Annotated in this window: 15 protein-coding genes; 3 read left to right on the forward strand and 12 right to left on the reverse strand. The window is 25.3% G+C overall.

What is annotated here, in order from left to right; genetic code table 11:
- Positions 1-30: 30 nt before the first annotated feature.
- The 12 genes from GBZ86_RS00290 to metG all read right to left on the reverse strand — a co-directional run bounded on the left by GBZ86_RS00290 (position 31) and on the right by metG (position 14100).
- Entirely contained in the window at positions 31-897 is an 867-nt protein-coding gene (locus tag GBZ86_RS00290; RefSeq protein WP_152886639.1) for an Mrp/NBP35 family ATP-binding protein, read from the reverse strand.
- A gap of 16 nt (positions 898-913) precedes the next feature.
- Positions 914-1747 carry a YhfM domain-containing protein gene (locus tag GBZ86_RS00295; RefSeq protein ID WP_152886640.1) on the reverse strand — a complete coding sequence of 278 codons (834 nt, stop codon included), beginning with the start codon at positions 1745-1747 and terminating at the stop codon, positions 914-916.
- Complete coding sequence (locus GBZ86_RS00300; RefSeq protein WP_152886642.1) at positions 1737-2507, reverse strand: prolipoprotein diacylglyceryl transferase; 771 nt, start codon at positions 2505-2507, stop codon at positions 1737-1739. The genes GBZ86_RS00295 and GBZ86_RS00300 overlap by 11 nt, the downstream gene beginning before the upstream one ends.
- A gap of 96 nt (positions 2508-2603) precedes the next feature.
- Positions 2604-3170: a hypothetical protein gene (locus GBZ86_RS00305; protein ID WP_152886644.1), complete on the reverse strand. Its 567-nt coding sequence runs from the start codon at positions 3168-3170 to the stop codon at positions 2604-2606.
- A gap of 154 nt (positions 3171-3324) precedes the next feature.
- Positions 3325-4509, reverse strand: coding sequence for a hypothetical protein (locus GBZ86_RS00310; protein ID WP_152886646.1), 1185 nt, complete (start codon positions 4507-4509; stop codon positions 3325-3327).
- Between the two features lie 213 nt (positions 4510-4722).
- A complete protein-coding gene (gene rsmA, locus GBZ86_RS00315) occupies positions 4723-5571 on the reverse strand; it encodes a 16S rRNA (adenine(1518)-N(6)/adenine(1519)-N(6))-dimethyltransferase RsmA (RefSeq protein WP_152886648.1) in 849 nt (282 codons plus the stop codon).
- Positions 5572-5581: 10 nt separating this feature from the next.
- Positions 5582-6124 carry a ribonuclease M5 gene (rnmV, locus tag GBZ86_RS00320; RefSeq protein ID WP_152886650.1) on the reverse strand — a complete coding sequence of 181 codons (543 nt, stop codon included), beginning with the start codon at positions 6122-6124 and terminating at the stop codon, positions 5582-5584.
- A gap of 147 nt (positions 6125-6271) precedes the next feature.
- Positions 6272-7288, reverse strand: a complete 1017-nt coding sequence (locus GBZ86_RS00325; RefSeq protein WP_152886652.1) for a 3D domain-containing protein — start codon at positions 7286-7288, stop codon at positions 6272-6274.
- A 173-nt stretch (positions 7289-7461) separates the two neighbouring features.
- Positions 7462-8241 (reverse strand): TatD family hydrolase, encoded by a 780-nt coding sequence (locus GBZ86_RS00330; RefSeq protein ID WP_152886670.1) that lies wholly within the window; start codon positions 8239-8241, stop codon positions 7462-7464.
- A 21-nt stretch (positions 8242-8262) separates the two neighbouring features.
- Entirely contained in the window at positions 8263-9774 is a 1512-nt protein-coding gene (locus GBZ86_RS00335) for a DUF445 family protein (protein WP_152886654.1), read from the reverse strand.
- A gap of 747 nt (positions 9775-10521) precedes the next feature.
- Positions 10522-12066 carry a methionine--tRNA ligase gene (locus GBZ86_RS18365; protein ID WP_327443332.1) on the reverse strand — a complete coding sequence of 515 codons (1545 nt, stop codon included), beginning with the start codon at positions 12064-12066 and terminating at the stop codon, positions 10522-10524.
- A gap of 96 nt (positions 12067-12162) precedes the next feature.
- Positions 12163-14100: a methionine--tRNA ligase gene (gene metG, locus GBZ86_RS00345; RefSeq protein WP_152886656.1), complete on the reverse strand. Its 1938-nt coding sequence runs from the start codon at positions 14098-14100 to the stop codon at positions 12163-12165.
- A gap of 561 nt (positions 14101-14661) precedes the next feature.
- Between metG and GBZ86_RS00350 the strand changes: the two genes are divergently transcribed.
- The 3 genes from GBZ86_RS00350 to GBZ86_RS00360 all read left to right on the forward strand — a co-directional run.
- Positions 14662-14958, forward strand: coding sequence for a cupin domain-containing protein (locus GBZ86_RS00350; protein WP_152886658.1), 297 nt, complete (start codon positions 14662-14664; stop codon positions 14956-14958).
- 37 nt (positions 14959-14995) lie between these two features.
- The gene (locus GBZ86_RS00355) at positions 14996-15190 is read left to right on the forward strand and encodes a ferredoxin (RefSeq protein WP_152886660.1); all 195 of its coding nucleotides are present in this window, start codon (positions 14996-14998) and stop codon (positions 15188-15190) included.
- A gap of 17 nt (positions 15191-15207) precedes the next feature.
- Positions 15208-15751: hypothetical protein (locus tag GBZ86_RS00360; RefSeq protein WP_152886662.1), on the forward strand; the 544-nt coding region annotated here is incomplete at its 3' end.

Here is a 15751-nt window from a genome sequence, read left to right on the forward strand (position 1 = left end):
GAAATCACGATTTTTCATTATTTTTTAAAACTAATATAATCCTTCAAATATCAAAGAATATAATGGATTTTCAGCAACATATTCTTCCGCTTTTCCTTGCTCTAATGCTTCTGTTAACTCTAAATTTATCGGCAATTCTCCTATTAAAGGTAACTCTAAGTATTCAGCATGCTCCTCTGAAGATTTTTTACTAAAAACTTTTATTTTTTCACCACAATCACACTCTATATAAGCCATGTTTTCAATAACACCTTTTATAGGCACATTCATTTTTTTAGCCATTATAACTAATTTTTTAACTATCATAGATACCATATCTTGCGGAGTTGCAACAACTAATATTTCTTTTAATGGAAACTTTTGCATAACGCTTAGTGTTATATCACTAGTTCCTGGTGGCATATCAATTAATAAATAATCTAATTCTCCCCAATTAGTATCTTGATATAATTGATTTAAAACACTTGTTACTACTGGACCTCTCCAAATAACAGGTTGTTCTTCTTCCTCATTTAATAAATTCATAGACATAACTTTAATCCCCATAGAAGTTTCTATTGGATAAAATTTAATTTCATTATTTCCTTTTCCTACCGCTTCCATTTGAGCTCTTTTATTATTTATTCCAAAAATTCTAGGCATTGATGGTCCTGTTATATCTGCATCAAGAACTCCAACTTTATAACCTTTTTTAGCTAACTCAATTGCTAATATTCCAGTAATGGTTGACTTTCCAACTCCACCTTTTCCACTTATAATACCTATTATATTCTTTATTGTTCCATACTTAGGCATAGTTTTTATATTTAACGTTTCTTTATATTCTGTACTACATCCCCCATTTTCACTTGCTGACGAACAACTACCTTTACTTGAGCATGTTGAGCAATTTCCCATAATTCATTCCTCCATTTTATTTCCATGAATCTGGCATTTTATCAAAAACTTCAATATTCCATGAATTATTATATTTACCATCTACATAGAATTTATTTTCACTATGATCTTGTTTATTTTCTATTTTTATTATAGTTTTATATGTGGTTGTTTTATATCCATAGTTTCTAACTGAAACAATAATATCAAAATCTTCTCTATTATGATTCATTATTTCAGAATTAGGTATTATCTCTTTTAATCTTCTTTTAAAGTCTTCTATCTCTACTGATAATAAATATTTTGCACAATCTATATCCCCTAATATATCAATCCCAACTTTTTTATTTCCTTGATTAAGTAAATCCTTATGCTCGGATAAAGCAGTTAAAGTTGAATCATAGTAAATATTTTTAAACTCTCTTGGTTTTCTTATAAATGATAAATTTTGTATTATATCATTATCTAACCTAGTGGAAATTTTATAAATATTATTATCATCATAGAAATTTCCTTCTTTATTTTCATTAAACCCAGTAACATAGTAAAAACTTTTAACCTCATCCCCCATATGTATTTCAAATATATAATCTGGATCTAAATCTGTTTTTTCAGTAACTTTTTTTGCTTTAGATAATATATCATAGATATCCTTTATTACATCAGTATCATTTACTAAAAATCTAAATCCTTTATCTCTAGTACTTTGAATTACTATACGATCAACCTTTTTTTCCTTTATATATTCAAAATCAGTATTTTTCATACCTGTTTTGATTTTTAATTCATCAATTACAGTACATCCAGATAATGAACTTGTAAATATGAATAATGTTATTAATATTAATAATGGTAACTTTTTAGCCTTCAATTTTTTCTTTTCTCCCTTTTACTTTGTTTATATTGAATATTAATATACCTAATATTAGTATAAATATAGAAATAAATTGAGAAGTGGATAGTTCTCCAACACTTCCTCTAGGATCATTTCTTAAAAATTCAACTAAAAATCTACCAATGCTATAAATTATAAGATACATAGCAAAGGTTTTACCTTTAGATGATTTTTTCTTATCATACCATAATAAGAAAAATGCCAATGTAAAATCAAATATTGAACAATATATTTGTGTTGGATGTAAATGAATTCCTGCTGGTGCTAATCCTCCTGCTGGAAAAACTACAGATAATACACTTGTTGTTTCTGCACCATAACAACATCCTGCTAAAAAACATCCAATTCTTCCAAAACCTTGAGCTAATGCTAATGATGGTACTAGTAAATCTCCAATCTCTAATATACTCCAACCTTTTCTTTTACTATAAATAATTGCTGCTAATGCTCCTAAAATTATAGCACCATAAATAACAAATCCATATCCAAATTGTGAAAATATAACTGTAGGATTATTTTTTATATAATTAAAATCAGTTATTATGTATAGTGCTTTTCCCCCTAATATTCCACTTATAACTGTTATAATTATTAAATTGAATAAGCTATCTTCATCATAACCTTTCTTTTTAGCTCTACTAGTAAGTAAAAATATAGCTGATATAATTCCTATACCTATCATTAAACCATAACTATAAATTTTAATACCAAAAAATTCGAATAAAATTGGTTTCATAACTTCCTCCCAAATTCCCAATATTGAAAAAGAGAAGCATTTAGCTTCTCTCTTACCATAAATTATAATACTTTACCAAATCTAAATCAAATTTATTTAATGTTCAAAACTATCTAATATTACTTGATAAATAGTATTATAATCTTCCTTATATTTATCTTCACTTGAACTAAATAAAACCTTTAAAACCTGTCCTTCTGATAATTGTTTATAATAAATTACATTTAAATATAACTTTTCTTTATTACTTTTTTCATTATAAAATACTTTAGTTATATTTTCTCCATTAATTTTATCTTCATTACATTCATATTTATTTATTGATTTATCTTTAAGTTTTTCTTTATCAGCGTTAACTAATTCCTCTATTGATTTCTTAGTATTTAATATTTGAACATATCCTAATATCCCCATTTCTTCACTTACAAAGTTATTATCATAAACTATGTAATTTCCAGGATACTTTTTTTCTTCTACATCCCAAGTATCAGGAAGGCTATAACTTATACTTCCTTCTAATGCATTATACCTATTAAGGTTTCCAATATTATTATTAGTTAATGCAACTTTTTTTATATCATTATTAAATAATTTCTCTCCTGTTAACATAATTATCATTAAACAAATTAATATTAATGTAACTCCTAGTTGCTTTCTATTCAAGCCTTTTCACCTCAATCCACATATATTAATTATACTAATCTTAATAAAACTTCTATAATAAATATATTCATATGTTCTTAAAACATTACCTAAAAACTTTTATTTAACAAAAATAAAAGGGGTTTTTTTACTTGCCCCTTTATATTTTTTATTTTTATTTCATAGGAACTACAACCATACTATTTTGGAAATCATAAAACATAACCCAATGTCCTTTCATTTCTGAAGAATCATTAGGAACCCACGTAACAAAACCTGTTCTTCCACAATAAGGTTGATCCCTTTTATCTTTTCCACCTGGAATAGCATATACTACATATTTAACTTCTCCATTACTATCAACCTTAAATCCAATCATAAAATATCCATATTGACTTATATAAGGATAATAATTAATCATAGGATAATATGCTACAGTATATTTATTATAATTAGACATATTACACATTTCTTCAAAATCATTCACCGGCACTTTATACCATTTGCAATTTTTTATATCTTCTGCAAAGCCTTTAATCTCTTGAAGTCCTGTTACTACACTTGAGAAAAAATCTCCCATTCCTCCTCTTAATTCAAAGGAATTATCATCCTCAAATTCATTATCATTTTTACTAGATACATTTTTGTTTAAATCTTCACTTTGTGTTTCTTGTTCTTTTTCTCTTTTATATTCTTCTATTTTATTTTCATAATCATCAAATTTTGTTTCTATATTTTTTTCAACTTGTCTATATTGCACATCCTTTTCAACATCTGAATTAATATTATTACTCTTTTCTATCTTTTCAACATTTTCATCTTTATGTTTATTTTCATTTATATCTATATCAATTTTAGTTTTACTATGTTCTACTTTTTTCATTTCTAATTTTTTTTCTTCATTTTTTTTATGATTACTTCTTTCATCACAATTACTAATCTTATATTCTTTCCAATTATCTTTTGGTTGTTCTCCATTTAAAAATCCATACATAAAAAATACTGGACTTCCTCCAATTTCTTTATATAAAGCAGCTCCAACTAGTTTTTCATAATCTATTCCTGTTTCACCTATATTATCAGAATCAAATTCTATATTAAAATCTACTTTTCCTTGAGATGTTATGTTCACTTCACCTATATTTATATTTTGTTTTAAATCTTTCCTATTGCATATCACCATCATGTTACATTTTTCATAATCACTTTTTAAATTTTGAGCATAAAAAGCTATTCTACATTTATTATTTTTTGCTTCAACCTTTGCATAACCTGATAAAGGTTTGTCCTTAGATACTGAATGCCCTCTTTCACTTTCTTGTAATATTATAAAACTTCTATATAACTTACTATGTGCCACCGCTATAATACCTCCACTTAAATTTATTCTCTACATTATATGAAGTTAAATATAAAATGAGAATAAATTTTTTAAATTTATTCTATTTATACTTATAAATAAAAACTATTATTAATTCTAAATTTTATTTTTTATAATAAAAATAGTCATTATTATCAAATTTTTTTGATAATAATGACTATTTTAAAACTCTTAAAATTAACAATTAATTATTTATATATTCATGTATGAATATATTGCATCCGCTAAAGCACCAAACTCTTTTAAACTTAAAGTTTCTCCTCTTCTTTTTGGATCTATACCCGCATCTTCATAAGCCTTTTCCATTAGTTCTTTTGATAAATTTATATTTTTAGTTGCATTCCATAAAGTTTTTCTTCTCATATTAAATGCATGTCTAACTAAATCAAAAAATAATTTTTCATTTTTTACCTTAACACTAGGCTCATCTAATTTATCTAATCTTATTACTATTGAATCAACCTTTGGTCTTGGCATAAATGATGTTGGTGGTACTCTTCTAACAATACTTGTATTGCAATAGTATTGAACAAGTATTGATAATGCTCCATACTCTTTACAATTAGGCTTTGAATTCATTCTTTCAGCAACTTCTTTTTGAATCATTATAGTTAATGATTTAAACTTATAACCACCATTTAATAAATTGGCTATTATAGGAGTAGTTACATAATATGGTAAATTAGCAACTAACTTAACACTTTTCTCTTCACCAATAATTTCATTAAAATTCACTTTTAAAGCATCCTTATGTATTAATTGGAAATTTTGATTTGCTCCAAGTTCAGCCATAAGAATTGGTATTAAATCACTATCTAACTCAATAGCTACAACTCTTTTAGCTTTTTTTAGCAGCTGAACTGTTAATGTTCCAACTCCAGGTCCTATCTCTATAACTAAATCTTCATCACAAACTTCTGCACTTTCAACAATATCAGTTAGTACAGAATCATCTATTAAAAAGTTTTGTCCTAAACTTTTCGAAAATCTAAAGTTATATTTTTCAACTAATTCTTTTGTTTTAATATCTTTTATCTCCATAATTTTACTCCTACATTAAACTTTCAATTTTTTCTATAGCTTTCACAAATTCTTCCTTACTTATTCCATAATTATTTAATCTTGAAAGCATTTGATTTGCATTTCCGTAACCTATTCTTAATTCTTTTCCTAATAATTCTCTTCTTATTTTAGCTTTAGGATCTGCTGATAACTTGAAAAAAATTAAATCATTTATAGTAAACTCTTCTCTTTTATCTTCAATTGTAATCTTGGCTTCATTTAAAGCTCTAATTATAGCATCAGGCTCTGCATTTTCAACTCCTATATCTCCATCCTTTGTTCCTTCTTCTCTAGCTATATATGCATGTTTAATTCCTTTAACTCTTTTAGAAATTATATTTCTAATTTTTTCTCCTGCAAAGTCTGGATCTGTTAACACTATAACACCTTTTCTTTTTTGAGCTTCTTTTATTCTTTCTATTACTTTTTGATTAATACCAAAGCCACCTACAGCTATTATTTCTGCATCCACAGCTCTTTTAACAGCAGTAATATCATCACGACCTTCTACAACTATAACTTCTTTAATCAAGCTAAAAACTTCCCTTCTTAATTAATTCATACTATATTAAATTTAACTTTAAGTTATGAAACTGTCAACTAAATACCATAATATATATTTAAATTCAAAAAGACTATGTAAAAGTATAAAATACCATTACATAGTCTTTTAGATAAATTACCATTCACCTGGATATGCTAAAATATAAACATTAACCATTCTACGTCCCCAAGAATAGCATTCAGAAGATGAATTTAAAAATATATCTATAATATTATTTTTAATAGCTCCACCAGTATCTTCTGCAACAGCATAACCATAACCTTCTACATAAACCTTAGAACCTAAAGGTATAACCTTAGGATCTACAGCTATGGTACTTAAACCACTTGGATCTCTCTTAGGTACAGTTCCTGTTGCTGTTATTGTATCACCAGCATAAGCAGTAGATTCCATATATTTTTTTTCTTTATATGGTATAGTTTCACCTCTAGATAAAACTAATGTGTTCATTGTTCCCTTAACTACAAGCTTTTCAACAGGTTCTTTAACTATTTTTTCTTCAACAATTTTTCTTTGAACTTCTTGTCCATCTTCTATAACTACTTTAGATATAATTTCTTTTTCACCTGGACATCCTTCTTGAGTAACTTTTTCAATACTGCTATCTAACGTTGCATCTTCATTAACAATAGTTTCATAATCTATAATTTGCTTTTCAGTTATTATATTTTCTTTAACTCTTGTTATTTTTACATCTAGCCCCTTAGATAGCTTTGAGCCTTTATCTGGCTCAACTCTGTCCATTTCATTTAAAACTATATCTTCAGCTATCAGCATATTTTGTATGTTATCTTCAGCCGACTTTATCTGTAATTCTTTACCATCTACAGTTACTTTAATATCTATTGCTTTTTTTATTTCTATTATAGTATTTTCATTAATTATATCCTGTAATGCTGGTTGTATTTTGTCTTGTTCTATTAGTTCTATAGAATTTTCTTCTAAAACCTGTTGAACTGTTTTCTTAAATGTTGATATTTCTAATTTTTCATTACCAACATTTATGGTGATTGTCTTGTGTGCTTTACTAATACCAATAGTTGTAACTATTATTATTCCAATAAGAGAAATCACTAACAACTTAGTATTCGAGAAAAGCTTTTTTCTGTAAAGCTTCAATTTTTCAAGCATATTTTGCCTCCTTAGCTTTACTATACTCTTATCACCAATATTTTATTTGAGCATAGCTTTTTATAATTAATACTTTCTATAAACTTTATTATTTTTAGAAAGTATATTTAATTTTCCCCATTTGTATATTAAATTAAATATATTAAATACCTATGAAATAAAAATTTTATTTATTACAACAAATCTATTTTAAATAATTCTTTTGTATTTTTTAATAAAATATTATTTATTTCTTTTTCAGATATTCCCCTTATTTCAGAAATTTTATCTATAATATACTCTATATAATTTGATTGATTTCTTTTCCCTCTAAACGGTACAGGAGTCATATATGGACAATCTGTTTCTACAAGAATTCTATCTAATGGAATTTCCTTGCAAACCTCTACTAATTTTTTTGCATTTTTGAAAGTTAAAACACCTGTAAAACCTATATAATATCCTAACTTTATACATTCTTTTGCAAATTCAACTGAACCAGAAAAACAATGAATAACCCCTATTACATTTGGAAATTCTTTTATTATTTCTAACGTATCTTTATGTGCATCTCTATCGTGAATAACCACTGGCAATTGTAATTCTTCTGCTAGATTCATTTGTTTCCTAAAAGCATCTTTTTGAATTTCTCTATTAGGATTTTCTTCCCAATAATAATCTAATCCAATTTCTCCTATAGCTTTTACTTTTGAATTATTAGCTAATTCTCTAATTTCCTTTAAAGTATCTTCTGTTAAATTTTCTGCAGATTCTGGATGAATTCCTACAGCAGCATAAAACATATCATATTCTTTAGAAAGTTCTACTGATTTTCTTGCTCCATATAAATCCGAACCACAGTTTAGTACCCCAATTACTCCATTTTTCTTTAGATCTTCTATAACCTTATTTCTATCTTCATCAAATACATCCGTATCATAATGAGCATGTGTATCAAATATTTTATATTTCATCATAATTCACTCCTACTTTTACTACATATAAAAATTTGCTAACAATGGCGATATTATACCTAATATTGCTCCTAGTAATGCACCTAACCAAGTAATAGCTTTTAATTCACTATTAGCTATATCTAATATAATTTTTTCTCCATAAGAAAGTTCAAATGAATTGATTTGTTCTTCTACTAATTTAGGAATATCAATGATATTCACTATTTCTTCAGCATTTTCACTTATAAATTTTTCATACTGTTTTTCTACCAACTCATCAATTTTGTTTATTATTTGCTCTCTATTATAACATATATCATTTGTAGATGTTTGTAGTAATTGGTCTGAAAATTTTTCGACACTTTTTTCAACAAAACTACTAAAGTATTGACTATTGAAAATCTTCTTCAATCCATCATCTAATATATTTTTAATTTTTTCTTCATAATTATTATCTATACTTATTAATAAACTATGGTAAGTACTATATTGTTTTAAATTATTTTCTATATTTAAAACAATATTATCTATATTTTTTTCCTCAAAAAATTTATTTCCTATGTAATCAGTAATATTATTTACTAATTCATCTAAACTATCTTTAGGTAACTTGTTTAGTAATTCAGCAAAAGAGTGTTCACTATAATTAGCTATTATTGATACTATTGTATTTATTATAATTTTTTGATTTTCATCTTGATCTAAATAGTTATTAGTTTCAGAAACTATTTTTTCATATATAGAATCAGTACTTAAAAACATACTTACAATTGATGGTATATTATTATTTATAACTTTTTTTATGCTATCTGCAACAGAATCCTTTTTTATAACTATTTTAATTTCTTCAGCTATATATTTTTTTTCTTTCATAAGTAAATCTTGTACTAAATTCATAGATTCTTTAGGTAGCACATCTTTAATTTTTTTATTTCCTACTACCAACGAACTTAATTCTAAACTAATCTTTTTATTTATAAAATCTTGTAAATTTCCACTATATTTATATTTTTTAAATAAATTTAATATAATATTTTTTAAAGTTCCATCTTCTATTAACTTATTTATAAATATAGGATTTTCATTTAATTTAATATTTACTTTATCAAGTATTAAAATTGAAATATTTTTTATAGAATCCTCCTTAATTATAAATTTTAATATTTCATTACTAAATTTATTTATAAATTTATTCTTTAAACTTAAATACTCACGTTTAAAGAAATTTGCAAAGATTAAATCTAAAGTAAAGTTATTATCAAAAATCTTATTAATTTTATTATTTAATATATATTTACCTTTGCTTTTAATATCTGAATTAGATAAAGCCTTTATTAAAGTATCTTTATTTAATAAATGTATACCTACAGTTTTTCCAACGCTTTTAGCTATTCTATTTTTTTCCTTTGGTATTACACCAGGTGTAAATGGCACCTTAATTCCTAAAAAATATTTTGCTTTATAAGGTCTAAATAACATTTTTATAGCTAACCAATTAGTTATATATCCTATTATTCCACCAATTAAAGCTCCTAAAATATATGCTTTCATAAACTTAACTCCTTCCAATATTTAAAGTGTTATTAATTTTAATTGTAACAAAAAATTTCTTTTTAAAAAAATTTTCATCTAAATATCTTAAATTTTATTTATGTCACAAAAATGTCACATTATAGTTTTAATATAATAAATGTAACGTAGCTAAAACACTAATTTAATTTTACCCCTTAAAGCTAGCCCGAGATATTTGTCCCCCTTACACAAATATCTGGGGCTAATTTTTTAAATTCATATAATATAAATGAGCTTATAATATCACATCCTTGGTATTATAAGCTCATTTATTATTTAATTTACTTTTTAAAATTAAATTTTATTTGTTAAAGTTGTTATTTGTCACATAAATGCCATATTTTGAGTTTAATATAATAAATGTAACGTAGCTAAAACACTAATTTAATTTTACCCCTTAAAGCTAGCCCGAGGTATTTGTCCCCCTTACGCAAATATCTGGGGCTAATTTTTTAAAATTCAAATAACAATTTAATATTTTAACTCCTAAACAAACCCTTATAAATGAGCTTATAATATCACACCCTTGATATTATAAGCTCATTTATTATTTAATTTACTTTTTAAAATTAAATTTTATTTATTAAAGTTGTTATTTGTCACATAAATGCCATATTTTGAGTTTAATATAATAAATGTAACGTAGCTAAAACACTAATTTAATTTTACCCCTTAAAATAACCCTTGAGTATTTGTCCCCCTTACACGAATATCAAGGGTCCTTTTTTATATTTTTTTAAGCTTTAATTTTTTTACTTCTTCTAATGCTACTCTTCTTTCAATTCTATTAAAAATAGTGCTTAAATTTTTAATTTTAATAAATTTAACTTCATTAAATCCCCAAATCACTTCATTTATATTAAAAAAATCTCTAATTTGCTCACATGCATTAGGTATTATTGGATTCAATAACTGTGATAATGTTATTACAACTTGGCTACATACATATACAACATCTTTAGCTTCTTCAATATCTGAATTAAGTAATTGCCAAGGTTTTTTATTATCAAAAAAACAATTAGTTTTTTCTATTAAATTCAATATATATTTAAGTGCTTCTTTAAACTCTCCATTTTCAAAACATTTGCCAACAAAATCATAAGCTTTAATTATTTCTATTTTCCATGCTTTATTTAATGTACGTTTTTCTAAAATACCATCAAAATTCTTTTTAACAAAAATTAAGGTTCTATTTATGAAATTTCCTAAAACTCCAACTAATTCATTATTATTAATATTAACAAAATCTTTCCATGTAAAATCTGAATCTTTTTTTTCAGGCCCTCTACGTATCATATAATATCTTATACTATCTACTGGATACCTATCTAACATATATGGCATCCATATAGCCCAATTTTTATTAGTAGAAAAAGTTTTTCCCTCTAAATTTAAATACTCAGACGACAAAATCCTAATATTAAAATTATTTATTCCTAATCCATATAATATTGATGGAAAAACTATTGAATGAAAGGGTATATTCTCTTTTCCATGTATTAAATAAACTCTACTATTTTTTGTATTCCAATATTCTTCAAAATTTTTATTTTTTTGGTTTGCATATTGCATTGATGTTGTTAAATATCCCATTAAAGCTTCTATCCAAACATAAATTTTTTTATCATCAAATCCATCTATAGGTACTTCTATTCCCCATTCTATATCTCCTGTTACAACTCTATCTCTTAATCCTCCATCTAAATATCTATTAGTTATTTTAATAGCATTCTCTCTCCAACCTTCTTGTTTATTAATCATATTTTTTATATTTTTTTCAAATTTAGATATTTTCAAAAATAAATGTTTAGATTTCTTTATAGATGTTAATGTTCCACAAAATTTACATTTATTGTTTGTCAAATTATCAACTTCCACATATTTCAAGCAGTTATCACAAAAATATTGTTCTATTTCTTTTTCATATATATGTTCATTTGAACAAAGGTTTAATATAAATTTTTTTACTGTTTCTATATGATTTTGTGAATCTGTTCTATTAAATATATCAAAGGAAAACTCTAATTTATTAAAACATCTAATAAATTCTCTATGATAAATATCACTTATTTCCTTAGGAGTTTTCCCTAAATCTTTAGCTTTTGATAACACTTGTGCTCCATGGCAATCTGAACCTGAAAGAAATATTACATCATCCCCTTTTGCTCTATGATATCTAGCTAATAAATCTCCTGGTAACCATGAACATACTCTCCCAATATGAAGTGATCCATTTGCATATGGCCATGCATTTCCCACTATCACCTTCACTATAAATCCTCCTTTTTTAATAAAAAGAGATTAATTATGTATTTAATACAGTCATTAATCTCTTTCGATTTACTTTTTTATATTATCTTATTTATATTATTTTACTTGACTTCCTGTTAGTAATTCACCAGGATTTACTAAGGATAATTGAGAATCATCAGATGGTGAAGCTGCTAATATCATACCTTGTGACAATTCTCCTCTTAATTTAACTGGCTTTAGGTTAGCTACTAATATAACGTATTTTCCAACTAATTCTTCTGGCTTATACTGTTCTGCTATTCCTGAAACTACCTGTCTTATTTCTCCACCTAAATCAACTTTAAGTTTTAATAATTTTTTAGCTTTTTTAATTGGCTCACATTCAATAACTTTAACAACTCTTAAATCAATTTTATCAAAATCATCTATTGTTATTTCTTCTTTTATTGGATTTTTAACTAATTCCTCATTAGTTAATTTAACAGGAGCTGGTTTTAAAGCTTCTAACTCTTCTAATTTAGCTTCAACATCTATTCTTGGGAATATAACATCTCCCTTAACTACTTTTTCACCTACTTTTATTCCATTAAAAGACGATAAACTTTCCCACTCTATAATATTTGTATTTAATTGAACATTCATTTTTGCGCTAGTTGAAGTTAAAAATGGTGAAACTAAAACTGAAACAAATCTTAATGTCTCTAACAAATTATATAGAACTGTTCCTAATCTTTCTTTCTTTTCCTCATCTCTAGCTAATATCCAAGGTGTTGTTTCATCTATATATTTATTAGCTCTTCCTATAAGTTCCCAAATTACTTCTAATGCTTCTGGAATCTTTAATTCATCTATAGCCTTTTCAACTTTTTTTGGAGCTGCTAATGCTAGATTTATTAGCTCATCATCAATAGCTTCTTTACAATTTGGAACTGGTATAATACCATTAAAGTATTTATCAACCATTGCTATAGTTCTTGATAGTAAGTTTCCAAGATCATTAGCTAAATCTGAGTTTATTTTTTTGATAAAAACTTCATTATTAAATGATCCATCTGAACCAAATGGTATTTCTTTTAATAAGAAGTATCTTACAGCATCTGCACCAAATTCATTAACTAATACAACTGGATCTACAACATTTCCTTTGGATTTTGACATTTTTCCACCGTCAACTAATAACCATCCATGACCAAATACTTGTTTAGGTAATTCTAACCCTAAAGCCATTAACATAATTGGCCAATAAATTGTATGAAATCTTAATATATCTTTTCCTATTAAATGAACATCTGCTGGCCAATACTTTTTATAAAGCTCTTTATTTTCTTCATCATAACCTAATGCTGTAATATAATTTGATAAAGCATCTATCCAAACATATACTACATGTTTTTCATCAAAACTTACAGGAACTCCCCAAGTAAAGCTAGTTCTAGAAACACAAAGATCTTGTAATCCTGGTTTTAAGAAATTATTTACTATTTCATTTTTTCTTGATTCTGGTTGTATAAAATGAGGATTATCTTCTATATATTTCATTAATTTATCTGCATATTTACTCATTTTAAAGAAATAAGCTTCTTCTTGAGCTTTTTCTACTGGTCTACCACAATCTGGACAATTACCATTTACTAATTGAGTTTCTGTCCAAAAAGACTCACATGGAGTACAATAAAGTCCTTCATATGAACTTTTGTATATATCTCCTTGATCATATAATTTCTTAAATATATTTTGAACAGCTTTCATATGATAATCATCAGTAGTTCTAATAAATTTATCATAACTAATATTCATCATTTCCCAAAGTTCTTTAATTCCTGAAACTATTCCATCAACATGCTCCTTTGGTGTAATACCTTTCTCTGATGCTATTCTTTCTATCTTTTGACCATGTTCATCTGTTCCTGTTAAGAACATTACATCATATCCTGTTAATCTTTTAAATCTTGCTAAAGCATCAGCAGCTACTGTAGTATAAGTATTACCTATGTGTAAATTTGTAGATGGATAATAAATAGGTGTTGTAATGTAATATGGTTTTTTACTCATTAATATTCCTCCTATTAATACTCTTTTTGTATTATTTCCAATAAAATTTAAAAATATAAAAAGTCCCTATGGGATATACCCATAGAGACGTTAAATTACGCGTTACCACTCTACTTTATACTTATGTTACCATAAATATCTCATTAAATAACTCCATAATTAATAATTTTTATAAAATATTAATTATTTTTATTATCTTACAATATAACGGTTGTAACCGTACTTTCCTAAAGATTTCTCATTCAGAAAGTCTACTCTAAGACCATATTCATAGAAATTATTGTGTCTGGCTTTCACCTTACCCAGCTCTCTTTTACACTTTCTATTCTATTACTCTTCTCTTCATTGTATTTATATACTTAATTAAGATTATATGCTTAATGTATCATTTATGTCAATATTCATACTAAATTCTTTACATTTAATTATATTTAACCCTTAATTATTAAATTAATAATATATTTAACTTCATTTATTTGTAACTAATGTTACTGAAAAATTCTTAATATGGTAGTATTCTTTAAATATGAATATTATTTTATACACAAAGGAGGATTATTTATGTTTAAAACTGTCCCAGTAAATTTAGATAAAATAGAAGAGCTTAATCATTTATTAGTTCAAAATGATTGTTTTAAAAGTATATTTTTTAAATTTGAAAAGGGAAAAGGTCTTCCTAATCATTCTCATAATGGTTTTGCAACTATTCAAATTATAAATGGTTCTATTAACATAGATTTTATAAATGGTGAACATTTCTTACTAACAAAAGGTGATTTTTTACCTTTTAATGCTAAAATAGAACATAATATTAAAGCTAATGAATTAAGTAAAATACTAGTTACTATTTCTAAATAATTTATATATATAGCATATATATGAGGAAGTGATGTATATGAAAGTACTAGTTTCCCAAGATTTATGTATAGCTTGTGGGTTATGTGAGGCATTATGTGTTGAAGTTTTTTCAATGAATTCTAATGGAAAAGCTGAAGCTATTTTAAATGATATTCCTAAGGAGTATGAAAAAAATATACAAGATGCAGCTATTAATTGCCCTGTAAAAGCTATTTCAATACATATTAATTGAAATAAGGAGTGATTTTAATGTCAAGCAAACTTAAAAATTTAATACCTTGTCAGGAATTAGAAGAATTTCTTTGCAAAAATACTGTTGATTATACTTGCAATAGATTACGTAAATTAATAAATTTATCTGAATGTGAATCTAAAACTTTTGATGATGATCTATCAAAAGCAAATGAATCAGATGTTTATCAATATGAATATATAGATGAAGTAGAAGAATTTGAAAAAAATTTACCTTTACACAATAAAACTGAAGATTTCAAAAGATTATTAAACAAATTATCAATGGCTACAAGTACTGAAGAAGTGGAATGTTATTTAGGTGAAACTTACAATACTTACTCAAATTTTTGTAATGATTGTGGAAAAAACTTTGATTATTTAAATATAAATAAATTAAAAGAATATATTAAAAATGAAATATCAAATTCAAAAAAATTTATTAATATAATTAATGGTAGCAACTTGTTAACTCAAATTGACGAAATTATTAACCTTTGGATTTCAACTTTAAGTACTTTTAATTGTAATAATGAAGATACTATAAGTAAGAACTTTCAAG

The sequence above is a fragment of the Clostridium tarantellae genome, assembly GCF_009295725.1.
GTDB classification, from domain to species: domain Bacteria; phylum Bacillota; class Clostridia; order Clostridiales; family Clostridiaceae; genus Sarcina; species Sarcina tarantellae.

What these genes read in the sequence shown, in the direction of transcription:
- GBZ86_RS00290 (WP_152886639.1), bottom strand. Translation starts at nt 897, where the DNA reads ATGGGAAATTGCTCAACATGCTCAAGTAAAGGTAGTTGTTCGTCAGCA.
- GBZ86_RS00300 (WP_152886642.1), bottom strand. Translation starts at nt 2,507, where the DNA reads ATGAAACCAATTTTATTCGAATTTTTTGGTATTAAAATTTATAGTTAT.
- rsmA (WP_152886648.1), bottom strand. Translation starts at nt 5,571, where the DNA reads ATGGAGATAAAAGATATTAAAACAAAAGAATTAGTTGAAAAATATAAC.
- GBZ86_RS00325 (WP_152886652.1), bottom strand. Translation starts at nt 7,288, where the DNA reads ATGCTTGAAAAATTGAAGCTTTACAGAAAAAAGCTTTTCTCGAATACT.
- GBZ86_RS00330 (WP_152886670.1), bottom strand. Translation starts at nt 8,241, where the DNA reads ATGAAATATAAAATATTTGATACACATGCTCATTATGATACGGATGTA.
- GBZ86_RS00335 (WP_152886654.1), bottom strand. Translation starts at nt 9,774, where the DNA reads ATGAAAGCATATATTTTAGGAGCTTTAATTGGTGGAATAATAGGATAT.
- metG (WP_152886656.1), bottom strand. Translation starts at nt 14,100, where the DNA reads ATGAGTAAAAAACCATATTACATTACAACACCTATTTATTATCCATCT.
- GBZ86_RS00350 (WP_152886658.1), top strand. Translation starts at nt 14,662, where the DNA reads ATGTTTAAAACTGTCCCAGTAAATTTAGATAAAATAGAAGAGCTTAAT.
- GBZ86_RS00355 (WP_152886660.1), top strand. Translation starts at nt 14,996, where the DNA reads ATGAAAGTACTAGTTTCCCAAGATTTATGTATAGCTTGTGGGTTATGT.